The sequence below is a fragment of the Methylobacterium sp. SD274 genome (assembly GCF_017355285.1).
Taxonomy (GTDB): Bacteria; Pseudomonadota; Alphaproteobacteria; order Rhizobiales; family Beijerinckiaceae; genus Methylobacterium.
In genome coordinates this window covers 13,716-37,363 of record NZ_JADIJP010000021.1, presented here as the reverse complement: position 1 = coordinate 37,363, position 23,648 = coordinate 13,716, and the positions used below count along the sequence as shown (strand labels likewise).

Below are 23,648 nucleotides of genomic sequence, written 5' to 3'. Positions count from 1 at the left end.
AGGCCTTCGCCTGTTCATTCCATCGTCACCACCCGAACCGGCCGAGAGGTGGTGGCGAAGACCTTCGTGTTCGAGGCACCTGTCCGGCGTCCACGGTACGTATCTGGGGTCGGCTCGCGGAAATTGCTCACGACTGGGCGAGACGCCCTTCACCAATACAATTGAAACCGGCCGATGAACGTATCGGCGTCGATCGTCCGTCCGTTCTGAAGCGCGGAGGGAGAGGTGTGGGACCGGACGTAATCGGCCATGATGCGGATGTTGGTATCGGGATACCAGGATAGGCCCACCGTGCCGTCCCGCTCGATGCCGCCGCGCACGCCGCCATCGTCGAGATCGATGGCCGAGAACCGCAGGCCGAGTTCGAAGACGCCGAAACCGCCACGGGTGATGCGCTGCGCTTCTGCGACTTTGACGCCGCCGAAGACCGCATAGCCGGTGCCATTGAAGTCGGGCGCCATGCGATAGGCCCGATTGTCGCCGTTGAGCACCCAGCTCGCCTGGACGTATCCCCCCTGGAAGCTTAGCGGCGATCCGCCATCGAGCCGGCCGATCTCGGTTCGCGTGTATTCCGCGCTCACCAGCAGCGGACCGGAGCGATAGGCCAGTTCCGCACCGAGGCGGGCGATGCTCGCCGCATCGCGGATATCGCCGGTATCGACGAACCTCCTCGCGTAGAGGAACGCTTCGGATCGGCTCGAGAGCGAGAGGGGGCTCTCGTCGCGCGGCAGGCTGCGGTAGCTCCCGGCGAGGCCGAGATGGAGCGTCCGTTTCTCATCGTTGATCGGCGCGTAGGTCACCCGGCTCGTCGAGGCCAAGCCCTCGCTGCCGATACCGGTATTGGCGTTGCCGCCGAAGATGCCGGTGACGACGCTCCAATCCTTGCCGTGCCTCCCCAGGGCGAAGCCGAAGTTCCGCGCCGGAACGAAGGCGTCGGACAGGGCCCGCTCGGTGAAGAGAATGTTGTTGTTGGAAGCGAGCTGGTCGAGGCCGAACGGCTCCTTCTCGTTGCCGATGCTGAAGAGCATGTCCGGCACACCGCGATAGACCAGGACCGCATCGTTGATCGGCGTCACCGGATCGGCGAAATCGTATTGAAATCCGAGGCCGACATCCTTGCCGAGGCTCAGAGTGGTCTCGATCCATGAGCGGCGCACCGCGATATTGTCGCTGAACGGATTGCCGAAGCCCGATTGGCGGATGCCGGCCGCACCGAAATCGAGGTGGAGCCGGCCGCCGATGCGCAATGTCGCGGCATCGTCGGGAAAGGTCAGGGTGATGCCCTTGTCGTCGATGGTGAGCCGCTCGCCATAGGGGCCGGGCATGCCCTTCGCCTCGATGGCCGGGCCCCTCGGAGCCTCCTCAGCCCGAAGCCCACCCGGCAGGGATAGAAGTGCGGCCAGCGCAGCGAGGCAGGCGATGCGGGTTCTCAATGATGTCTTCTCACTGGGGAACGCCCTAACCGCGGGCGATATCGACCGACATTCCCACATTCCGGGCATCGCCACATTCACAGATGAGGCTCGCCCGTCTGCGGATCGCCCCAGCGCATCGCGGCCAGGGCTTCGACGAGATCGCGGCGATCGCCGTCGCCGCCGATCAGGTCGCCGCCAGCATCGATCCGTGCCACCGGGCCACCCTCGGCGAGCCGCCAGAGATAGCGTCGTTCGATCCCCGCGAACCCGTCTTCCTCCCAAATGGCGAAGGTCTTCATGAGATGACGGGCGAAGCTCTCCACGAGGATTCCGTGGCCATCCTCGAAATTGAAACCCTCGTTTTCGAGGGAGGTCGAATCCGGCGTCAGGCCCGGATCGCCGGCCCGTGCCTTCGAGGCGATGATCGTGGCGGAGAAGACGAGCCAGTCCGGCACGTCGCCCTCGCCGCAGGTTTCCGGCCATCCGAGACGCCCGCCGCCGAGGCGCGCGCCGTCGAAGCGGAGCGTATCCGGCCAGCCGAACGTCACCGGGACCTCGGGCGGCCCATGGGCGCCGATGGCCTCGGCAAGCGCCACCATGCCGGCGAAGACGGCGCGGCGCGCCGTGGCGAGGGGCTCGTCCGGCTCCAGGATCACCGCAAAGTCGAGCAGTTCCGCGTTCTTTCGCCAGACGAGACGCCCGGTCCGGCCGCCGGATGCGGCCGCGTCGCGGGCTTCGTCGAACGCGCTCGCCGGCCCGGCTGAGATTGCGAGAGAAAAGACGGGCGGCAGGATCAGGTCCGGGTCGTTGGAGCTCGGCGCCATGCGTTTCGGTTCTACCTGCGCCCGTATGTCGGGTCCTAGTTTCGAGCCGTTATAGTATACGATGCACCAACCTGAGCGCGAGTGGGCTGGTACCCTCGCCGCTGTGACCAAACGTTCGGGGTAAATCATTGTCCGACCGGATCGTGTTCGCGTGCTCCTGCGATGAGACCGTCGCCCTCGACGGGCAGGCGATCGGCAAGGCGTGCGGTGGCCGCCTGGAGACCGCCGATCAACTGTGCGGGCGTGAGATCGCCCGGTTCGAGGACGCGCTGGCACAGGGCGCGCCCGTCACCGTCTCGTGCACGCTGCAGGCCCCCCTCTTCACCGACATCGCCGCCGGGGCCGGGGCGGAAGCCCGCGTGACCTATGCCAATATCCGCGAGAACGCGGGCTGGTCGAGGGATGCCGATGCGGCCGGACCGAAGATCGCGGCACTGCTGGCCGCCGCGGCCGAGACGACGCCCGCGCCGGGCACCGTCGCGATGGTGAGCCAGGGCGTCGCCCTCATCTACGGACGCGACGAAGTCGCCATCGAGGCCGGGCGGCGGCTCGCCGACCATCTCGACGTGACGGTTCTGCTGAGCCGACCGCGCGATGTACCGGTGCCGCGCCGGCACGAGTTTCCCGTGCTCCAGGGCAGTGTCGTTTCGGCGAGCGGGCATCTCGGGGCGTTCTCCCTGCGCATCGACGATTACGCGGTGCCGAGCCCCTCATCCCGTCAATCCCTGTCCTTCGGCCCGTCGCGCAACGGCGCCACCTCCACCTGCGACGTGGTGCTCGACCTGACGGGGGGCACGCCGCTCTTTCCCGCGCATGACCTGCGCAGCGGCTATGTCCGGGCGGATCCCGGTGACCCGGCCGCCGTGGAGCGGGCGATCTTCACGATCTCCCACCTCGTCGGCGAGTTCGAGAAGGCGCGCTTCATCGATTTCCAGGCCGATCTCTGCGCGCATTCGCGCTCACGCATCACCGGCTGCACGCGCTGCCTCGAAGTCTGCCCGACCGGCGCCATCGCGCCCGCAGGCGATCACGTCGCCATCGATCCCTATATCTGCGCCGGCTGCGGATCTTGCGCCTCCGTGTGCCCCACCGGTGCGGCGGCCTACGCCCTGCCCGCCGCCGACGGGCTGATGCGCCGCCTGCGGACCCTGATGCGTGCGTATCACGAGGGCGGGGGACGGAACGGCGTGGTGCTGTTCCACGATTCCGAGCACGGCGAGCCCCTGATCGAGGCGCTGGCCCGCTACGGCGACGGCCTGCCGGCCAACGTGCTTCCTGTCGCCGTCAACGAGGTCACGCAACTCGGCCCGGAGGCCGCCGCGGCGCTCCTGGCCTACGGCGCCGTGGGCATTCGCCTCCTCGTCCGTGACCGTCCCAAGCACGACATCGCGGCTCTACGCCGGATGGCTCATCTTGCCGATACCCTCGCTGGAGCGCTGGGCTACGGTTCGGCCGATGGGACGCCCGTCGTCTCGCTCATCGAGACCGACGATCCAGACAAGCTGGGCTCCGCGCTGACGACCGGAAATCTCGGCACAGCCGCGCCGGTGCCCGCGGCCTTCATGCCGGTCGGCCCCAAGCGCAACGTCCTGCAATTCGCCTTCCGCGAGATGCATGTCGCCGCCCCAGCCCCTGTCGCAGTCGTCCCCTTGGAAGCCGGTTCGCCGTTCGGCGGTCTCGACTTCCGCACCGAGGATTGCACCCTGTGCCTCGCCTGTGTCGGCACCTGCCCGACCCATGCCCTCAGTGACAGCCAGGACCGGCCGCTGCTGGCATTCGAGGAAAGTCTCTGCGTGCAATGCGGGCTCTGCGCCGCCACCTGCCCGGAAGATGTCATCTCTCTGAAGCCGCAGGTGGATTTCGCCGCCTGGAGCCAGCCGCGCCGTATCGTCAAGGAGGAAGAGCCGTTCGATTGTGTCTCCTGTGGCAAGCCCTTCGGCACACGCAGCAGCATCGAGCGGGTCATCGAGAAGCTTCAGGGCCGCCACTGGATGTTCAGAGGCAGTGCCGGCGAGGCCAGGATCCGTACCCTGATGATGTGCGACACCTGCCGCGTCGAAGTCGTCGTGAACGAGGCTTTCGACCCGCATACGGTGCCGGAGCGGTCGAAGCCGAGAACCTCCGAGGATTACTTCCGGGCGCGGGAAACGAGCGGGAGCGGCGGCGCCTGAGAACCGGTTTGGCCGGATTTCCCAGCGGATGCTCCTGCCAGAGTCGATCATCCCATCCAGTCACCTCATCCTGAGATGCCCGCGTCAGCGGGCCTCGAAGGAGCCCTCCAGTTCACTCAGTGGGTTCTGGAGCGCTCCTTCGAGGCCGCTAGGCAGCACCTCAGGAAGAGGTAAAGCATTGGAAAACCAATTCAAAAAGTGTCTTACAAATAGCCCGCTGCACCGTCTTGCTCCGGGCAAGAACCTACCGAGACGGGAAGATTCATGATGCCTCTCACTCCCGTTTTGATCACGGCGTCTTCGTCGCCCTCTCGAGGAAACGCACCAGGGCCTCGCGGTCGTCCGGGTTGTTGATCGTCTGCTCGGGCATCTTGGTGCCGGGCGTGTAGCGGGATGGGCCGATCTCGAACAGTTTCGAGATGGTCCGCGCATCCCAGACGATGTCGAGGCCCTTCAGGGCCTGCGAGAACGTGTATCCCTCGGCGGTGGCGACGCGCCGACCGAACACGCCGCTCAAGGTAGGGCCGGCTCGCGTGCCGTCCTCCGGCGTCAGGGTATGGCAGGCGACGCAGGCGCGAAATACCTCGGCCCCGTGATCGCCCTTGAAGGCCGCCAGCGAATCCACCGGCCGCGGCATCGACAGCGAGCCGATGGGTTCGCCCGTCCCGGCATTCCATCGACGGACCAGCCTGTCCCCGCCCCCGGTCAGCAATTCGGTTCCGTCCGGCCGGAAGGCAAGCGACCAGACGGGCAGTCCCGGCCCCACGAGGCTGAACGCCACCTTGGCCGCGCGACGGTCGATCATGGCCACGGTGCCGGCCACCGTGGCAGCGGCGACCCGCCGCCCGTCTGGAGACAAAGCGAGACCGATGACAGGGTTGGTCGCGAGGTCGACCGACGCGCGGATGGTGCCGTCGGCGGACAGGAAGCGGACCACGCTATCCGCACCGGCGGCGACGATCTCGCCCTCCCCGGCCACGGCCACGCTGTTCACCGGCGATGGGAGTTGAACGATGCGCGGTGGCTCGTCGGTCTCGGCGAGGGACCAGACTCGAAGTGTGGCGTCGTAGCTCCCGGTGACCAATCTGCCATCGGGCAGGAAGGCGACGGCGTTGACGTTGCCCGCATGTCCCCGCAGCACCCGAACCGGCCCGCCGGCGAGGAACCGGATATGCGCGGTGCCATCCCAGGAAGCGGAGGCGAGGCTCGCCCCGTCCGGCGAGACCGCGAGGGCCGCGATGGGTCCGGCATGGTCGGAAAAGATCTCGACGGGCTCCGGGCGTCCGGCCTGCCAGAGGGCGATGCGCCCGTCCTCGCTGGCCGTGACGAAGCGGCCGCCATCGAGGGCTGCAACGGCATTCACCGCACCGTCGTGAAATCGAAGGACCGAGAGGGCCGTCCCTTGGTCGATCGCCCACAGAATGCCGGAATGGTCGAACCCGCCGGAAATCGCGAGGCGTCCATCCGGGGCAATCGCCAGCGCCCGCACCGGACCACCATGACCGCGAAGCTGCGCTGAGCCCGGAAGCGGTGCGGAGAGGACGAGGAGCATCGCGCAGATCGGCCAGACGCGGCGGATCGTCTGTCGAGAGAACCGAGGTCGAACCGACAACCCTGATATCCGCGCCACGCCGTCGCTCTCTTAGGGGATCGAGGACGTTGAGAATTAGACGCGGCGACTCAACCTGTCTTCCCTTCCGGCTACCACTCGGCTGATGCGCCGCAGGCGGGCTTGCTCACCCGCTCGCAATGCCGCATCCGTCACGGCGCATGTCGATCCGGTCCGCGACTTCGGCCTTGATGCCCCTCGACGACGCCTTGGCGCAGCTTCTGGTCGCCGAGCCCGTAAGCGCCATTGTCGTGCCGGTGGGCGATGCGATCTGCTCCGTTCTCGCGGCGGATGTCGTGGCCCCCGCCGACCTACCCACGCGTCCGCGCGCGCTGCGGGACGGCTGGGCCGTGGCCGGCAGCACTGTGACGGGTGCCTCGGCCTATGCGCCGGTCACGCCGCTCTCGCCTCCACCCTGGCTGGACACGGGCGATGCGATGCCGCCGGGCACCGATACGGTCCTGCCGCCTGACGCGATCGACACCGACGGGGACATCGTGGCGGATGCGGCACCGGGCGGAAGTGTGGCGGGCTCCGGCCAGGAGATCGCCCGGGGAGACGTTCTGGCGCGATACGGGGAACGGCTGACGCCGCTCGGTGCTCTCGCTCTCGGTGCCAGCGGGATCGACATAGTCGCAGTCCGCGTGCCGCATGTTCACATCCTCGATATCGGGGGCCATTCCGCATCCACCATCGCGGCTTTGGCGAGGAAGGCGGGCGTTCGGGTGACGTCGAGCCGATGCTTCCGCGAAAGAGAGTCCATCGCCGATGCGCTGCTCGTCCCAGGGGCGGACGCGGTGTTCGTCGTCGGCGGCACCGGTTTCGGCCGCAATGACCACAGCGCCGAGGCCCTGGCATTGCGGGGCCGGCTCGGCGCGCATGGCATCGCGCTTCGTCCGGGAGACAGCGCCGGTTTTGGCTCGATCGCGTCTGTCCCGGTCCTGCTCCTGCCGGGCAGGCCTGACGCTGCCCTCGCGACATTCGTTGCCCTAGGGCGTCCCCTACTGGCGAGGCTCTCCGGAGCGAGCCTCCCCGGCAGGGCCAAGGGGCGTCTCGCCCGCAAGATGTCCTCGACCATTGGAATGAGCGACATCGTCTTTATCGGGCTGAAGAATGACCGGGTGGAACCTCTCGGCGGAGCGGATCTGCCGCTGCGACGGTTGATCCACGCCTGGGGCGCGGTTCTGGTACCGCCGGAGCGGGAAGGCTATCCCGAGGGGGAGTGGATCGAGGTCATGCCCCTGTGAAGCGTCTCGACGCATCGGAGTCGAACGAGGATTTCCTGGCGAGGCTGTCGCGCGCGGCCCGTCAGGAGCAGTTTCTTCATGTGGTCAGCCGAGACGAGGCCGCATCGCGGTTTCGCGCGGCGGTGCCGCATGTGGCGCTGCCATCCGAGAGTGTGCCGCTCGCCGCAACGCTCGGCCGCGCGCTGGCGCGGGACGTGGCCTCGCCCATCGACGTGCCTCCCTTCGACCGAGCCCTCGTCGACGGGTTCGCACTCCGCTCCTCCGACACGCTCGGCGCGAGCGAGGCCGAACCGGCCCGGCTCGGACTCAACCACGAAATCCTCGCCTGCGGCGTCGCTCCCCGATTGGCGGTGGAGCCCGGCACGGCGACGACCATCGCCACGGGCGGCATGATTCCACGCGGCGCCGACGCGGTGGTGATGGTGGAGGCGACCGAGATCGCGTCCAGCGAAGGATCGATGGCGATCGATCTCGACCGGGCGGCCGCGCACGGACAGTTCGTCGGTTATGCCGGGTCGGACATGGCGCGCGGCGAGACCGTTCTCCGCAAGGGCACCGTCATCACCGCGCGCGAGATCGGCATGCTGGCCGCCTGCGGCCTCGATGCGGTCGAGATGGTGCGCCGGCCGAGGGTCGCCGTGCTCTCCACCGGCGACGAGTTGTCGCCACCGGGCCAACCCCTGCCGGCAGCCGGCATTTACGATTCGAACGGCGCCATCGTCTCCGCTTCGGTCACCGAGAATGGCGGCGAACCCGTGCCCTTCGGCATCGTCGCGGACGATGAGGCCGCTCTCGAAAGCGCCATCCGCGCGGCGCTTTCGGAGTGCGACGTCGTCGTCCTGTCGGGAGGGACGTCAAAGGGGGCGGGTGACGTGTCCCACCGCATCCTCTCCCGCCTGGGCGAGCCGGGTATCCTCGTCCACGGCGTCGCGCTCAAGCCCGGCAAGCCCCTCTGCCTCGCCAAGGCACAGGGCAAGGCCATCGTCGTCCTGCCCGGTTTCCCGACCTCGGCGATGTTCACCTTCCACGAATTCGTCGTGCCCCTGATCCGCTCGCTGGCCGGGCTTCCCCCGCGCGAGGAAGAGAGCGTCGAAGCTGTGCTGCCCCGGCGCATCCCCTCAGAACTCGGGCGCATGGAATTCGTGATGGCCTCCCTTGCCCATGGGCGGGACGCTCCGGTCGCCGTTCCGCTGTCCAAGGGTTCCGGCTCGGTGACGGCCTTCTCGCAGGCCGACGGCTTCTTCGCGATTCCCGCCGCGCGCGCCGGGCTGGACGCCGGCGAGCCGGTGCGCCTCTCTCGAATAGGCGCGGGCACCCGCGCCCCCGACCTCACCATCGTCGGCAGCCATTGCGTCGGGCTCGATGCCGTCGTCGGACGCCTGGCCGAGCGCGGCATCCGGGCCCGCACCATCTGGGTCGGGTCCTCAGGAGGGCTCGCCGCCATGAAGCGGGGCGAGTGCGAGATCGCCTCGATGCATCTCTTCGATCCCACGACCGGCCGCTACAATGCGCCCTTCCTGACCCCAGCCTTGCGCCTCGCCGAGGGCTGGACGCGGATGCAGGGATTGGTGTTCCGCCCCGGCGACAGCCGGTTCGCGGAACGCGGCGCGGCGGGTGCCGTCGCGGCGCTCCTCCTCGACCCGGACGCCATCATGGTGAGCCGCAACACCGGCTCGGGGACGCGCCTCCTCATCGACGGGCTTCTGAACGGGGCGCGCCCTCCCGGCTACTGGAACCAGCCACGTTCGCACAACGCCGTGGCCGCCGCCGTGGCCCAAGGCCGAGCCGATTGGGGTGTCGCCATCGAGAGCGTCGCGGGCGCCTATGGCCTCGGCTTCATACCGCTGGTGAGCGAGCATTACGATTTCGCCTATGCCGAAGATCGGGCGCAGGAGCCGGCTCTCGCCGCCTTCCTCGCGCTGCTCGCCGAGCGGGAAACGGGGGCGCTTCTCGCCGAGCTCGGATTTTCCTTGCCGGAGGCCCAGCCATGACGGACCGGACCATGCGGGTCATCGGCCTCGCCGGCTGGAGCGGGGCGGGCAAGACCACACTTCTCACCAAGCTCATTCCCGAACTGATCGCCCGCGGCTTCACGGTCTCGACGATCAAGCACGCGCACCACGCCTTCGACGTGGACCAGCCGGGCAAGGATTCCCACCGGCACCGGCAGGCTGGCGCATCCGAAGTGCTGATCTCGTCGGCGGCCCGGTGGGTGCAGATGCACGAAGTGCGCGACGGCGCCGAGGCGAGCTTGGCCGATCTGCTGCGCCGTCTCAGCCCCTGCGACCTCGTGCTGGTCGAAGGATTCAAGCGCGAGGGGCATCTCAAGATCGAGATTCATCGGAACGCCAACGGCCGTCCACCGCTTCATCCGCAGGACGAGTACATCGTCGCCGTTGCGACGGATGCGGAATTCCCCGACGCTCGGATTCCGGTGATAGGCCTCGACAATGTCGGTGGAATCGCCGGTCTCGTGGCGGTCATGGCGGAGCCGATCGAGGTCGTCCTGAACAGGCTCGGAGGCCATGGCGCAGCTGACTGACGATTGCTTCGCCTTCGGCGGGCAGCTCATGAGCGTGGACGACGCCCTGGCGCTGATCGCCGAGCGCCTTCCGGTGGTCGCCGGGATCGAGACCGTACCGCTTAACGAGGCGGACGGACGCATCGCGGCGGAGGACGTCATCGCCGGTATCGACTTGCCGCCATTCGATAATTCCGCCGTCGACGGCTACGCGTTGCGCCACACCGACCTCGCTCCCAACGGCGAAACGCGGCTGCCCTTGGAAGGCCGGATCGCCGCCGGCCAAGCCGGTCTGGAGATGGGAAGCGGGCCGAGCGCGGTCCGCATCTTCACTGGCGCCAGAATGCCGGACGGCGCCGACACGGTCTTCATGCAGGAGGACGTGACGGTCGAGGGCACCGAGGTGGTCCTACCCCCCGGTCTGAAGCGCGGATCGAACCGGCGGCTCGCCGGAGAGGATGTCGCAAAAGGCACGACGATCGTCACAGCCGGCCGTCGACTCCGCCCGCAGGATATCGGGCTCGCCGCCGCCATAGGCCGCCCGCATCTGACCGTCCGGAAAAGCCTGAAGGTGGCGGTGTTCTCTACCGGCGATGAACTGGCCGAGCCGGGGGGCGCCCTGCCGCAGGGGGCCATCCACGATTCCAACCGGGTGATGCTGGTCGCCCTGCTGAAACGCTTCGGCACCGAGGTGAGCGACCTCGGCATCCTACGCGATGACCGAACTCTTCTCGCGGCACGCCTCACGGAGGCGGCGTCCGCCCATGATCTCCTTCTTACATCCGGCGGTGTCTCCACCGGTGAGGAGGATCACGTGAAACCGGCCGTGGAGACCGTCGGCAGCCTCGTTTTCTGGCGCCTTGGGATCAAGCCGGGCAGGCCGGTGGCTATGGGCCTCGTGCAGGGGACACCCTTCGTGGGATTACCGGGCAATCCCGTCGCCGCCTACGTGACCCTGCTCTTCGTAGTACGTCCGCTCCTGGCGCGGCTCGGTGGAGAAGATTTCGTTCCGCCATTGGGCATTCCCGTCCTCTCCACCTTTGCCTATCGCAAGAAGGCTGGCCGCCTGGAATTCATACGGGTAAGCCTGCAGCGCGCCGCCGATGGACTGCTCGAAGCGGTAAAATTCCCCCGCGATGGGGCCGGTATCCTCTCGTCACTCACCGGCAGTGATGCACTGGCTGGCCTCCCGAACGAAATTACCCGAATCGAGCCTGGCGATACGATCGAGGTATATCCGCACAGGATGCTGTACTGACGCGGAATCGCCTGTCCTCATACCCGTAAGCGTGACTGAAGCTTGCATTGCACGGGCTTCGGTACGATGTGCCGGGTGCCCTTCGAGACCGCATGCTCCCCGCTTTCGAGCGGAGGGCCGCCCGCTCCGACTCCCTGCCCCTCCGACCTGATCGAAAGCGCCGATGGATTTCCTCGACTCGCACTTCCTCGTCTCGGTGCTGCAGATCGTCTGGATCGACCTGCTCCTTTCCGGCGACAATGCGGTCGTCATCGCCATGGCCTGCCGATCCCTTCCCCCGGAGCAGCGGCGCACCGGGATCCTTCTCGGGGCCGGTACGGCTGTGGGGCTTCGCATCCTCTTCGCCGTCATCATCACTCATCTTCTGGCGGTACCGTTCCTTCGGATCGGTGGCGGGCTGCTTCTCCTTTGGATCGCGGTGAAGCTCGCGCTCGGCGAGGATGACGAGGCACATGCCGTCGGCGACAGCAAAACCTTATGGAAAGCGGTACGGACCATCGCCATCGCTGATGCGGTGATGAGCCTGGACAACGTCGTTGCCATCGCAGCCGTTGCGAAGGGCGAGGTGTCGCTATTCGTCTTCGGTCTTCTGCTCTCGATCCCTCTCATCGTCGCGGGCGCATCGCTGATCACGACTTTGCTGAAGCGCTTCCCCTTGGTGATCTGGGCGGGCGCGGCGCTTCTCGGGTGGATCGCCGGGGAAATGATCGTCACCGACCCCTACATTGCCGAACACGTGGCCTCGGTGCCCCACGCCCATCAGATCGCGGCTGCGATCTGCGCCGTCATCGTCGTCGCCGCGGCCTTCACCTGGAAGCGCATCGCGGCACCGGCTCGGACAGTCGCCGGCCACGGCCATCTGTGAGACGCATCACGAACGAGAAGAGGCCCCTGTCAGGGGGCCTCTCATCTCGCAAAGCTCCTAAATTCTGTTTGGCGTGACCTCAGTTCGCTGTCTCGAGGATTTTGAGATCGAGGGCAGCCAGAGCCATTAGCGGGGGCGGCATGACGACCCCGTCGCGGCGAATCTGCCGAGCGACCCGCTGGCAACCCGCAATGTCATTGGCAGCCGCAGCGGTATTGCCCTGCTCGATGAACTCGGTGCTCGCAGCCTTGGGCGGTGGTGCGGCGGGGGCGGCAGCGGGCGCTGGGGCCGATGCGCCCGAAGGCGCAGCGGCATTCTGTGTCGCTCCCTGTGGGCCGGCCGCGCCAGGACCATTCGGGGCGGTCGGCCCGCTGAGGCCCGAATCCTTCTGTGTCTCACTGCCAGAAGGTTTCTGCGATCCGGAGCCGGGTGCGGTGACCGCTGTGCTAGTCTGGCTCGTAGCTTGACCGGATGGTGCCGCCCCAGCGGGCGCATGCAGGAAGGCTGTGAGTTCCTTACAGATATTAGCGGGCTTGCCCGTCGGTTCAGCCAGGGCAACGACCGGCAGCAGAGACGCCATCGCCGTCCCCGCTGCGGTGGACAATGCTACGATACGGAAACTCATCATGTCACGGCCCTCCCAAGGCCAAGCCGTCGCATACGTGACGAAACACTAAGTAGGAGAAAGTGCGACGGCCGAGAGGGGTGTCAAGGCCGGGCAATGGCGGTTCGACCGATCGCACTGCGCATTTGATAGGAGCCAAGGCTCATCTGGCTCCCGCGTTAGGGAAGAAGAGTTGTTCCCCCCCGATCCGGTATGCAGCGATGGCGTTCTGCCCCGGGGTGGAAACGAGCCAGTCGATGAAGGCCTGTCCCGCCTTCGCCTTCACATGTGGATGCTTCTCGGGGTTCACGAGCATCACGCCATATTGGTTGAAAAGACGCTTATCGCCTTCGACCAAGATCTTGAGATCACCACGATTCTTAAATGACAGCCAAATGCCCCGGTCGGTGAGCAGATAGGCATTGGAGGCCGATGCGGTATTGAGCGCCGGCCCCATTCCCTGACCCACATCCTTGTACCAATCGCCGCGTACCGCGCCGAGATCGAGACCGGTTTCGTTCCAGTAGCGCAGCTCGGCGGTATGGGTGCCCGAGCGATCACCGCGAGAGACAAAGGATGCCTTGGCGGCGGCGATCTTTCGCAGGGCCTCGACGACGCTGGCGCCGGCCGCGCCGGCCGGATCGTCCTTCGGGCCGACGAGGACGAAATCGTTGTACATCACGGGATAACGCTTCGTACTCCATCCCTCGCTGACGAATTTCTCCTCGGCGGTGGTGTCGTGGACGAGGGCGACGTCGGCATCCCCGCGTCGGGCGGCATCGAGTGCCTGCCCGGTGCCAAGGGCGACGACCTTCACGGAAATCCCACTGGCCAGCGTGAACTTCGGCAGCAAATCCTTGAACAGGCCGGATTGCTCGGTGGACGTGGTGGACGCCACCGTGATCGTCTCCTGGGGGGTGGCCAGAACTGGGCCTGTCGCCAGGCCAAGGACGGCAATGAGGAGCCCGAGGCTCAGGGCAGAGCGGCGAAGGCGGTCCATGGCATTTCTCCAGCGAGGTAAGCTCGCGCCTGCGGCGAGTGTGGGGATGAGAGAGTGCTGCGGACAGGCCCGTGCTCAACGGCGAGTCCAGCGGCAAGGACGACGACATCTTCGGCGAGACGCATGACCTGGCCGAGGTTGTGTGAAACGAGGACCACCTTCGTACCGGCTTCGGCCATCGACATGACGAGATGCTCGATGGCGTGAGAGGAGGCCGGATCGAGATTGGCGGTGGGCTCATCGAGAAGGAGGAGATCGGGCGCTGTTGCCCAAGCTCGCGCGAGGGCGAGCCGCTGCTGCTCGCCCCCCGACAACCGCGTAGCAGGTGCTCCGGCCTTCTCCGCAAGTCCGACGTGATGCAGTGCCGCCCGCACACGGTCGTGTCGCTCGCGCCGGCTTAGCTTGAGTGGCGCTAGAGCCAGCGAAACGTTCGCGGCGGCGCTCGCCCTGATGAGACCGGGCCGCTGGAAGACGAATGCGGTACTTGGTCGAGGATGCGCAGATACGCCGATGCTGATCGTACCGCTCGTGGGCGCAAGCAACCCATCAATGAGGCGCAAAAGCACGGTCTTTCCCGCACCGTTCGCACCGATGATCGCCGTGATGCCGGGCGCTGTCACCGCCACATCGACACCGTTGAGGATCGGTATATTTCCGGCTCGGTAGCACAATCCTTCGATCACAAGAGGAAGTGCGGCGCTCATCCATAGGCCCGCATCGCGTAAGACCTGAGCAACGAGGCAACGGCACTGACGGCGATGACGACGGCGATGAGGACGACACCGAGCGCCAGGGCAAGGGGAAGGTCTCCCTTCTGCGTTTCGAGGGAAATCGCCGTGGTCATGGTACGGGTATGCCCGTCGATGTTCCCACCGACGACAAGGACGGCGCCAATTTCCGATATGGCACGGCCGAAAGCGGCAAGAAGCGCTGTCACCAGCGAGAAGCGCGTATCGAAGATCAGGATCGCGGCGCGCTGTGCTCCATTGAGGCCAAGAGAGCTGAGTTGCTCGCCAAGGTGATCTTGCGCATCCGCCACGATTTGGCGCGTGAGTGCAGCGATTAGTGGGACAACCAGGACGGTCTGTGCCGCGATCATCGCACTCGGCGTGAAGAGCAAACCGAGACCGCCGAACGGGCCGGAACGAGACAGGATGAGGTACAGGACAAGGCCGATAACCACCGGCGGTAGGCCCATGGCTGCGTTGAGCAGACCCACAACGAGCCTTCGCCCCGGGAATTGAGACACGGCGACAAGGGCACCGAGCGGCACTCCAAGCAACGTGCCAAGACCGACCGCCGAGAAGCTCACGCGGAGCGAAAGGCCGGCGATGGCGACTACGGCTGGATCGAGGGCTGCGAGCCGCGAAAGCGTCTCCTGGAGGGTTTGAAGCATGGCTCTGATGCTGTGCGCGACCGAACCCCTCATGCTATCGCCGGGGAGTATAGTTCAATAGGAAACGACGTGCCTATGAAGATCGAGTTGTTTGTCGATGGCATCATCTCGGTGGCGAAGGGGCGCATCGCGTTTGGCCCCACGCTGGCGCTCTTGGATGCGGTCGCCTCGGAAGGCTCGCTTCAAGGCGCAGCGACGCGACTTCACGTGTCCTATCGCTCCGCCTGGGGCCGTCTCACCCTCTTGGAGGATATCCTAGGGCAGCCGGTCATCAGCAAGACGAAGGGCCACGGTACCGTTCTGACATCTTTCGGCACTGTCTTTCTCGAGGCACTCGGTCGTGCGTCGCGAGCGAGCCAGGAAATCATCGGGGTGGAAGAGAGGCGATTAGAGATCGCCCTCGCCGTTCTGTCAGGCCTTGCGACCGCACCCCTGGCATTGGCAGTGAGCCACGATTCAGTGTTGCTGGATGCGCTTCACACCATGGGCGACATAACGGTTTCGATTGCTGGGAGCACGGATGCCCTCGCACAATTGAAAAACGGTCAGGTCGATGGTGCGGGGTTTCATTTCGGCGCAGCGGTCCCAGAGCCGGGCACGATCTTCGCTGACGTTCTGGCTGATCCGAACCTGATCGCCCTTCCGGTTCTACGGCGGGAACAGGGCCTCATGATGGAGGAGGGCAATCCCTTCGCAATCTCCGCCATCGCGGACCTGGCAGCGACCGGTCTCCGCTTTGTAAACAGACAGCGGGGTGCGGGCACACGGATATGGTTTGACAGATTATGCGTGGAAGCGGGCATCAACGGGCCGGACATCCAAGGCTACCAGACGGAAGAGTTCACGCATCAGGCCGTCGCAGCCTTGATCGCTTCAGGTGCAGCGGACGTTGGAATGGGCACCCGCGCCATCGCGAAACGCTTCAGTCTCGCATATCTGCCCCTCGGTGAGGAAACCTACTTCCTCGCCGTGAGGTCGTTCGTTGGCCTGCCACGCTTGGAGGCGATCAGAGCAGCAATAAACCATCGCGCTGCAATCACACCGGGTTATGCGTGAGCGAGATCATTCGAGTGATCCTAGAGGGACGAGAGTCGATGCGGCCCTCGCCCTTCGTCTGCAGGTCAGTGAGCCAGGATCTTCGAGAGGAAGGTCTGAGCCCGCTCCGAGCGAGGCTTGTCGAAGAAGTCGTCCTTCGTAGCGTCTTCGACGATCTCCCCACGATCCATAAAGACGACGCGGTTGGCGACTTTCCGAGCGAAGCCCATTTCGTGGGTGACGACCATCATCGTCATACCCTCACGGGCGAGCTCGATCATCACATCCAGCACCTCTCCGACCATTTCTGGGTCGAGAGCCGAGGTCGGCTCATCGAACAGCATGACGATGGGGTTCATCGACAAGGCACGGGCGATGGCGACGCGCTGTTGCTGGCCACCAGAAAGCTGGCCCGGATATTTGTGAGAATGCGCCGAGAGGCCGACCCGCCCGAGGAGCTTCAAGCCGCGGTCATGGGCATCGTCCTTGGCCCGTCCCAGCACCTTGCACTGGCCGAGCATCAGGTTGTCGATGATCGACAGGTGGGGGAACAGCTCGAAATGCTGGAACACCATGCCGACGCGGGCGCGCAGCTTGGGCAGGTTGGTGCCCTTGGCCTGGACGCCGATACCGTCGACGGTGATGGCCCCTTTCTGGATCGGCTCCAGGGCGTTGACCGTCTTGATCAGAGTGGATTTGCCGGAGCCGGAAGGGCCGCAGACCACGACGACTTCGCCCTTGGTGACCTGGGTCGTGCACCCGTTTAGAACCTGAACCGGGCCGTACCATTTGCTGATGTTGTCGATGGCGATCATCGGCTTTGCCGAAGCCTGGGGATCGATGGCGGACATGGCGGATCCTCGAAAGCTTAGCGAATGATGGCGACACGGCGCTGCAGGCGCCGGACGAGAGTCGAGGCGGTGATGCAAATCACCAGATAGATCGCAGCCGCGAACAGATACATTTCCACGAGACGCCCATCGCGCTGAGCCACCTTGGATGCGGCACCGAGGAAATCGGTAAGCGAAATCACGTAGACGAGGGACGTATCCTGGAACAGCACGATGGTCTGGGTCAGCAGCAAGGGCAGCATGTTGCGGAAGGCTTGAGGCAGGATCACTGTCCGCATGGTCTGCCCGTAGGTGAGGCCGATGGCCTGGGCCGCGGATGTTTGTCCCTTCGGAATTGCCTGGATGCCGGCGCGCATGATCTCCGAAAAGAACGCCGCCTCGAACAAGGTGAACGTTACGAGCGCTGAGGTGAAAGCGCCGACCGAGATCGGACGCGAAGCACCCGTCATCCACTGTCCGATATAGGGAACGAGGAAGTAGAACCAGAAGATCACCAGCACGAGCGGCAGCGACCTCATGAAGTTCACGTAGATCTTGGCCGGGATCGCCAGAGCAGCGATCCCGGACAGGCGCATCATCGCTATGACGGTGCCGAGAATGATGCCGCCCGAGGCGGCGAGTGCGGTGAGCGTCAGCGTGAACACCATTCCCGTACCGAACAGGTACGGCAAGGATGAGAGGACGACCCCGAAGTCGAAATCCGTAAACATCGGTCCTCTAGTCCCGTCTGGCGGTCGCGAAGGATGGGAAGGCGGATGGTGCGGGCATCAGCGCGATCCCGGGACAGCGATACGTGTCTCGAGCTTGCTCGACAGGGTCACCACGATCAGGCTGATGCCGAGATAGATCACCGTGGCTGCCGTAAAGGATTCGAAGACCTGCGAAGAGAATTCCTGCATCGAGCGCGCCCGCGCGGTGAGTTCGAGCAGACCGATGGTGAGCGCCACCGACGTATTCTTCAGGTTGTTCAAGAACTCCGATGTCAGCGGGGGTAGGATCACCCGGTAGGCATTGGGCAGCAGCACGTAGCGATAGGTCTGCCAAGTGGTGAGACCGATGGCGGTGCCAGCCATCCGCTGGCCACGGGGCAAGGTCTCGATGCCGGTACGGACCTGCTCAGCGACTCGTGATGCGGTGAAGAAGCCGAGACAGATGACCGCCGTGTAGAACGATGCATTGGGCAGCTGTTTCAGCCAAGTCCCCCAGGAGCCGGGAAGGAGCTCCGGCACGACGTAGAACCACAGGAACATCTGAACCAGCAGGGGAATGTTCCGGAAAAGCTCCACATACATGGTGCCGATCCGCTGAGCCCCCCGGCTCGGAAGGGTGCGCAGCACCCCAATGAGCGAGCCGAGGGAGAAGGCGATGATCCAGGAACAGAGCGCCGTGGCGATCGTCCAAGACAGGCCGGAGAGAAGCATGTCGGCATAAGTACCGGTGCCTTCCGGCGACGGGTCGAAGAAGACCCGCCAGTTCCAGTTGTAATTCATCGCCTGTCGTCTGCTCCCGTGCGGCGGCTTAGTAAGCGGCCGGGTCGGCGCTGTCGCTCGGCGACGCGAAGGCCTTGATCATCGGCTCGCTCATGGGCAGGCTGAGGTTGATGCCGCGCGGCGGGATCGGCTTGGTGAACCAAGTGTCGTAGAGGGCCTTGCCCTCGGGGCTCTTGTAGAGCTTGGCCGTCGCCTCATCGACCACGGCCTTGAACGGCGCGTCGTCCTTGCGGAGCATGATGCCGTAGGGCTCGGGCTTCGACAGAGCCTCGCTGGAGATGGCGTAGGCACCGGGCTCCTTGGAGCTGGCGGCGAGCGAGGCGAGCAACACGTCGTCCATCACGAAGGCAGCGGCGCGGCCGGTCTCGACCATCAAGAATGCTTCAGCGTGATCCTTGGCCGGCAGAATCGTCAGGCCGAGGTTGCGCGCGGTATTGGCCTCGTTGATCTGACGGATATTGGTGGTGCCCGAGGTGGAGACGACGGTCTTACCCTTGAGATCCTCGATCGTGTCGAGTTTGGCAGACTTCTTCGCGACGTAGCGGGTCGCGGTGAGGAAGTGGGTGTTCGTAAAGGAGACCTGCTTCTGGCGATCGACGTTGTTCGTGGTCGAACCGCATTCGAGATCGACGGTGCCGTTGGCGATCAGCGGGATGCGTGTGGCGGACGTGACGGGATTGAGCTTCACCTCGAGCTTCGTCAGCTTCAGGTTGGTCTTCACCGCTTCGGCGATCTTCTTACAGATCTCGAACGCGTATCCGACCGGCTTCTGATCACCGTCGAGGTAGGAGAACGGAACGGAGGCGTCACGATAGCCGATCGTAATTTCACCGGTCTCTTTGATCTTTTTGAGAGTGCCGGTCAGTTCCTGGGCATTGGCGCCGGCTGCGCCGAGCGTGAAGCTCATTGCCGATGCAAGGACGACCGTCGCCTTCAGAGCGACGGACCTGTGATGACCAAAATGCATGTGAAGGCTAACTCCCGAAGGGGTTTCCGCCGACCGAATGATCGGCTCTCGAGGCTCAACGTAGCAGCGGTCGCGCCCATCGCAATCGGTGAATAAGGGACCACCGGAGATGTCAACCGCTCAGGAAGACTATAGCAATCACCGTGCCGTGCGGGCGGGCTAGATCGCTTTTAGCGAGACAATGCCCTGCGTTTGAAATCACCGGATCCAGAAGGAAGAGGCCGATTATCGAGGTGCGGCAATCATGAAAAAGGCCCGGCTTTTCAGCCGGGCCCATTCTGAACCGTTTCCTTGCATCCCCCAGGGTCGGCGCACGAAGCGCCAACCCCAAGACCGCAGAGCCTTAGAAGTCGCGCTGGACGCGCATACGCACCTGGTAGGTGTCGTCGGCGGTCACGGTGCGAACGGCGCCGGAGGCGATGTTCGCAGCGTTGACGGTGCCGCTCGACTGGGTGCGATCCACGACACGGCCGTTCTGAACTCCGACCTTGGTGTAGAAGCCCTCGACACCGATATCGAGGTCCTTCACCGGCGACCAGATCAGGCTTGCGCCGGCGACGATCTGGTAGGTGTCACGGAGAACCGGGCTGACGTCGAAGGAGACTGTGCCGGGAGTGCCGGTGAACTGAGTCGTCGCACCGTTGGTCTGGAACGCCGCCGCATTGGCGGCGCGAGCGCCACGGGCGAAGGAGAGCTCGCCGTAGCTGCCGAACACGGCCGAACGCCACTCAGGTGACCAGTAGTGCAGGAACGAGCCAACCACCGTGAAGCTGGTGGAGGTTTCGATCTTGCCGGTCAGAGGGTTCAGCGTGGCGTCGGACATGAAGGGATCGAAGGCAGCGCCGTTGATGGTGCTGGCAATCGAGGTGTAGCTGCCGTTGTAGGACGAGTAGCCCGTGTAGAGGGTTGAGCCCTCGCCATAAGCACCCTGCAGGTACAGCGTATCGCCCGGAGCGATGAACGGGGTGTTGATCTTCACGCCACCCTGGACAGCCCAGCCGTACTCGCTCGAGGGATGTCCGGTCACAGCAGTCCCACCAAGACCGGGAACCGAAGCTATACCGAAGGTAGATCCAACGGGATTTTGGACGTTGATTTCCTTGACGGCAGCTGAGATCTGGGCCGAACCCCAGGCAGCATCGTAGCGCAGAACGCCAACGAAGTCGGGCATCCGGTTACGCTGCGACACGTCGAAGTTCTGGAACGTGTTTGTTGCGCCGAGTCCGACGAGAACCGGAGACGGAGCGCCGGTCACGCCAGTCGCCCCGAAGGTCTGCGAGTAGACGGTGTTGCGACGGAAGGTCGGGTCTTCGAGCGAGACCGTGGCGGAGAAGCCTTCGCCGAACTTGGCCGAATAGGCGAGCAGGTTGGTCGACTGAACGTCGGAGTTCAGGGTCGCACCGGCGAATTCGAAGTCGTGAGCGTAGAAGTCGAAGAACGAGGAGGCGCGACCAGCGGTGAGGCCGGCGAACTGAATGAACGCCTTATCGGTGTTCACGAACTGCTGAGCGCGGCCAGCCTGATCCTGACCGGTTGCAGCGAAGGCGGAGCCGATGCGCTCTTGGGTGCCGGAGCGGAGGCCGCCGGTGCCGCCGGTGCGCGAGGCGAACTGGATACGGGTGAAGGCGCGCAGGGTGCCGTAGGCCGTCTGGGTGCGGGCATCGACGTTGATGCGAGCGAGACCGATATAGCCGGTCGTGTCACCATTGCCCGAGCCGGAACGGCTGTCCGTCGGCTGGTAGCCGATGTCGAGGCGGGCACGGCCCGAGAGACGGATGCAGGTATCCGTTCCGGGGATGTAGAAGAAGCCGGCGCCGTAGGCGGAGCAGACGCGGACGTATTCGATCGGCACGGCCTTCTTCACGGGAAGATCGGCGGCATGCGCTCCAACGACCGACGCAAAACCTGCGGCGGTACCGAGGAGTGAGCTCTTCAAGAGCTTCATTGATATCTCCAAAAGCTTCGAGACCCGAGGGATAGGCAACTTCAACACGGTGTGGACCGATGTTCGTTTGCCTTTATTTGTTAGCCAGGGAAGCGTTTCATCGCTCCGTTCCGGCTGTGCCCCGGGGTTTCCCCAGTGCGTTTTCACTCTGTGCGAGCGGGTCCCGCCGGGCAACTCGGAATCGTGAATGCCACGGCGGTTGTGAACCGCTGTGGCGGCGTTGCAACGTTTGTCAGGCGGCAAAGCATGTCATCGCTGAGGTCGCATGCTGTGCAGAGGTTGGCCCCGGAGAAGAAAAGCAATGCATCGCGCTGCGCTAATGGCATTACTTGTTCACGCAAGCGCACCCTTTGCTTAGTTTTTGTGCTCTGCACCGTCACTGAACCGTCATGAAGAGAGCTAGGGCCCCGTTCCAGCGACTGCACCGGAACGACGGGGCAGTCGGGACGCGTTAGCCGTCAGGCCCCCTGATTGGTCCGTCTCACGCGCGAAGGACGTGTCATGGCCTCGAGCTCCAAGAGATGCTCGAGTTGATTCTCTGTCAGCAATCCCTCCTCCAACACGATCTCGGCGACGGGGCGATTCTCGGCCAAGGCGCGTTGGGCGACTCTGGAGCACGCCTCGTACCCCAAGGCAGGCACAAGGGCGGTAACGAGGCCGATCGAACCATGGACGAGGGAGCGGCAGCGTTCGCGATCCGCCTCGATCCCTTCGATGCACCGTTTCGTAAGGGTATCGACCGCGGCGGTGAGCATGCGCAGGGAGCTGAGAACGCAATACCCGATCGTCGGCTCGAAGGCGTTGAGCTGAAGCTGGCCTCCCTCTGCGCAGAGGGTCACGGTGAGGTCGTGGCCAATCACCAGGAAGGCGACCTGGTTGACCACCTCAGGAATCACCGGGTTGACCTTACCCGGCATGATCGATGAACCGGCCTGGACGGCCGGCAGCCGGATCTCGCCGAACCCAGTGCGCGGGCCGCTGGAAAGCAGGCGCAGATCGTTGCAGATTTTAGAGAGCTTGACCGCCACGCGTTTCAGCACGCCGGAGAACAGAACGAACGCTCCGAGATCGGATGTCGCCTCGATCAGGTTCGATGCAAGGACCATGGGGTGCCCGGAAATGCGTGATAGCTCTTCCACCGCCAGGGACGCGTAACGAGGATCGGCATTGATTCCGGTGCCGATGGCTGTGGCACCGAGATTGACCTCGCGGAACAGCCCGACGATCTCGTTCAGTCGGGCCACGTCCTCTTTCATGGTGGCGTGGAACCCATCGAATTCTTGGCCGAGGGTCATCGGTACCGCATCCATGAGTTGGGTGCGGCCCATCTTGAGGACATCGGCGAACTCAACGGCCTTGCCCTTGAAAGCGTAGGCGAGGTCGTCGAGCGCCTTAATGAGCGGCTGGGTGGCGAAAATGACCGCAAGTCTCAGCGCCGTCGGATAGGCGTCGTTGGTCGATTGCGCCATGTTGACGTCGTCATTGGGGTGGAGCGCCTCATAATGCCCTAGCGGGTGCCCCATCAGTTCCAGGGCGACATTAGCGATCACCTCGTTGGCATTCATGTTGGTCGACGTGCCAGCGCCGCCCTGAATCGCATCCACCACGAAGGATTCGGCAAAGCGCGGCTCAGTGGCGACGAGAATACAGGCGCGGTCGATGGCGTCGGCCTTGTCGGCGGTCAGGTAGCCGAGTCGCCGGTTGGCGCGCGCAGCGGCCTGCTTCACAAGAGCGAGGCTTCTTACGAATTCAGGAAAGTGCCCCACCGGAACACCCGTGATGGGGAAGTTCGCGACCGCGCGCTTGGTATGGATCCCCCAATAGGCGTCGGCGGGTACTTCGCCATAACCGAGAAGGTCGTGCTCCGTGCGCGTCCGTGCGCCCTCCATCTCGACGGTTCGCACGGTTGCGACAGCGATGTTCTCGGTCGGTATCTCGGTGACCGTCTGCGTGTCCGTCGCCATCGATCTTCTCCCTCGCCCTGCGCTCGCAGCGGCTCTGCGGAAGGCCACACGCGGCGGCACGACCGTCAAGCGCTTTGGAGGTCCAATCCTGACATCGGCTCAGTCCTGAAGCCGCATGAATAGCCGCCGACCTCAGGTTATCGACTCATTCCGCGTCGCTGCAGACGCCGATGCAGCGATGATCGGATGAGGTGCGAGACGGCTACTCGGAGCGCGTAGAAACAATCGTCGAGCTACAAAAGCTTGCGCCGGTGGAAGGTGACGATGACCGCCGCTTCGTTGGTCGCAAGGACGGTAGCGAGCGGCGTCTTCGACCCCGTCGCCGCGTCCTCCGAGAAGAAACGCTCTTGCCACTTCACGACGTCTTGGAGGTCAATCCATGCTTTGCAGCAAGATATTCAAGTGAAGCTTTCGATCGCTCTAGCGCTACTATGAATGCCTGAATCGTCGTGGCGTAGCCGTGAAGATCCTGTCCAATGACGCCTC

The 23,648-nt window shown here is 64.8% G+C and carries 19 protein-coding genes; 7 read left to right on the top strand and 12 right to left on the bottom strand.

Features of this window, described 5'->3' with window-relative positions; genetic code table 11:
• Positions 1-149: 149 nt before the first annotated feature.
• Both IPV08_RS17340 and IPV08_RS17335 read right to left on the bottom strand, forming a co-directional pair.
• Entirely contained in the window at positions 150-1,433 is a 1,284-nt protein-coding gene (locus IPV08_RS17340) for a porin (protein ID WP_207412785.1), read from the bottom strand.
• A 77-nt stretch (positions 1,434-1,510) separates the two neighbouring features.
• On the bottom strand, positions 1,511-2,239 hold the full coding sequence (locus IPV08_RS17335; protein WP_207412784.1) for a biotin/lipoate--protein ligase family protein: 729 nt from the start codon (positions 2,237-2,239) through the stop codon (positions 1,511-1,513).
• Between the two features lie 128 nt (positions 2,240-2,367).
• Here IPV08_RS17335 and IPV08_RS17330 point away from each other — a divergent pair, with 128 nt between their 5' ends.
• The gene (locus IPV08_RS17330; RefSeq protein WP_207412783.1) at positions 2,368-4,410 is read left to right on the top strand and encodes a 4Fe-4S dicluster domain-containing protein; all 2,043 of its coding nucleotides are present in this window, start codon (positions 2,368-2,370) and stop codon (positions 4,408-4,410) included.
• 289 nt (positions 4,411-4,699) lie between these two features.
• On the opposite strand, the gene IPV08_RS17325 is transcribed toward IPV08_RS17330, so the two are convergent.
• Positions 4,700-5,962, bottom strand: a complete 1,263-nt coding sequence (locus tag IPV08_RS17325) for a c-type cytochrome (protein WP_207412823.1) — start codon at positions 5,960-5,962, stop codon at positions 4,700-4,702.
• A 218-nt stretch (positions 5,963-6,180) separates the two neighbouring features.
• On the opposite strand from IPV08_RS17325, the gene IPV08_RS17320 reads away from it, so the two are divergent.
• The 5 genes from IPV08_RS17320 to IPV08_RS17300 all read left to right on the top strand — a co-directional run bounded on the left by IPV08_RS17320 (position 6,181) and on the right by IPV08_RS17300 (position 11,910).
• Complete coding sequence (locus IPV08_RS17320) at positions 6,181-7,266, top strand: molybdopterin-binding protein (protein ID WP_207412782.1); 1,086 nt, start codon at positions 6,181-6,183, stop codon at positions 7,264-7,266.
• Entirely contained in the window at positions 7,263-9,257 is a 1,995-nt protein-coding gene (locus tag IPV08_RS17315; RefSeq protein WP_207412781.1) for a molybdopterin biosynthesis protein, read from the top strand. The genes IPV08_RS17320 and IPV08_RS17315 overlap by 4 nt, the downstream gene beginning before the upstream one ends.
• Entirely contained in the window at positions 9,254-9,808 is a 555-nt protein-coding gene (gene mobB, locus IPV08_RS17310; protein ID WP_207412780.1) for a molybdopterin-guanine dinucleotide biosynthesis protein B, read from the top strand. Before IPV08_RS17315 ends, mobB begins: the two co-directional genes overlap by 4 nt.
• Positions 9,792-11,045: a gephyrin-like molybdotransferase Glp gene (gene glp, locus IPV08_RS17305; protein WP_207412779.1), complete on the top strand. Its 1,254-nt coding sequence runs from the start codon at positions 9,792-9,794 to the stop codon at positions 11,043-11,045. The genes mobB and glp overlap by 17 nt, the downstream gene beginning before the upstream one ends.
• A gap of 163 nt (positions 11,046-11,208) precedes the next feature.
• The gene (locus IPV08_RS17300; protein ID WP_207412778.1) at positions 11,209-11,910 is read left to right on the top strand and encodes a TerC family protein; all 702 of its coding nucleotides are present in this window, start codon (positions 11,209-11,211) and stop codon (positions 11,908-11,910) included.
• A gap of 767 nt (positions 11,911-12,677) precedes the next feature.
• Here the strand turns inward: IPV08_RS17300 and IPV08_RS17295 are convergent.
• From IPV08_RS17295 to IPV08_RS17285, 3 genes are read right to left on the bottom strand one after another with little or no spacing between them, the layout of a single operon-like run.
• Positions 12,678-13,514: a substrate-binding domain-containing protein gene (locus IPV08_RS17295; protein WP_207412777.1), complete on the bottom strand. Its 837-nt coding sequence runs from the start codon at positions 13,512-13,514 to the stop codon at positions 12,678-12,680.
• Complete coding sequence (locus IPV08_RS17290) at positions 13,487-14,218, bottom strand: ATP-binding cassette domain-containing protein (RefSeq protein ID WP_207412776.1); 732 nt, start codon at positions 14,216-14,218, stop codon at positions 13,487-13,489. Before IPV08_RS17290 ends, IPV08_RS17295 begins: the two co-directional genes overlap by 28 nt.
• Positions 14,215-14,910 carry an ABC transporter permease gene (locus tag IPV08_RS17285; protein WP_207412775.1) on the bottom strand — a complete coding sequence of 232 codons (696 nt, stop codon included), beginning with the start codon at positions 14,908-14,910 and terminating at the stop codon, positions 14,215-14,217. Before IPV08_RS17285 ends, IPV08_RS17290 begins: the two co-directional genes overlap by 4 nt.
• A 75-nt stretch (positions 14,911-14,985) precedes the next feature.
• On the opposite strand from IPV08_RS17285, the gene IPV08_RS17280 reads away from it, so the two are divergent.
• On the top strand, positions 14,986-15,966 hold the full coding sequence (locus tag IPV08_RS17280; protein ID WP_207412774.1) for a substrate-binding domain-containing protein: 981 nt from the start codon (positions 14,986-14,988) through the stop codon (positions 15,964-15,966).
• Between the two features lie 65 nt (positions 15,967-16,031).
• Here IPV08_RS17280 and IPV08_RS17275 read toward each other — a convergent pair whose 3' ends face one another.
• The 6 genes from IPV08_RS17275 to IPV08_RS17250 form a co-directional block, all read right to left on the bottom strand.
• Positions 16,032-16,760 carry an amino acid ABC transporter ATP-binding protein gene (locus IPV08_RS17275; protein WP_198290855.1) on the bottom strand — a complete coding sequence of 243 codons (729 nt, stop codon included), beginning with the start codon at positions 16,758-16,760 and terminating at the stop codon, positions 16,032-16,034.
• Positions 16,761-16,813: 53 nt separating this feature from the next.
• Positions 16,814-17,506: an ABC transporter permease subunit gene (locus tag IPV08_RS17270; protein WP_056431063.1), complete on the bottom strand. Its 693-nt coding sequence runs from the start codon at positions 17,504-17,506 to the stop codon at positions 16,814-16,816.
• Positions 17,507-17,563: 57 nt separating this feature from the next.
• Positions 17,564-18,286 (bottom strand): amino acid ABC transporter permease, encoded by a 723-nt coding sequence (locus IPV08_RS17265; protein ID WP_056431064.1) that lies wholly within the window; start codon positions 18,284-18,286, stop codon positions 17,564-17,566.
• Positions 18,287-18,314: 28 nt separating this feature from the next.
• The gene (locus tag IPV08_RS17260; protein WP_207412822.1) at positions 18,315-19,193 is read right to left on the bottom strand and encodes an amino acid ABC transporter substrate-binding protein; all 879 of its coding nucleotides are present in this window, start codon (positions 19,191-19,193) and stop codon (positions 18,315-18,317) included.
• A 403-nt stretch (positions 19,194-19,596) separates the two neighbouring features.
• Positions 19,597-21,198: a porin gene (locus IPV08_RS17255; RefSeq protein WP_207412773.1), complete on the bottom strand. Its 1,602-nt coding sequence runs from the start codon at positions 21,196-21,198 to the stop codon at positions 19,597-19,599.
• Between the two features lie 458 nt (positions 21,199-21,656).
• A complete protein-coding gene (locus IPV08_RS17250; protein WP_207412772.1) occupies positions 21,657-23,162 on the bottom strand; it encodes an aspartate ammonia-lyase in 1,506 nt (501 codons plus the stop codon).
• Between the last annotated feature and the right edge of the window lie 486 nt (positions 23,163-23,648).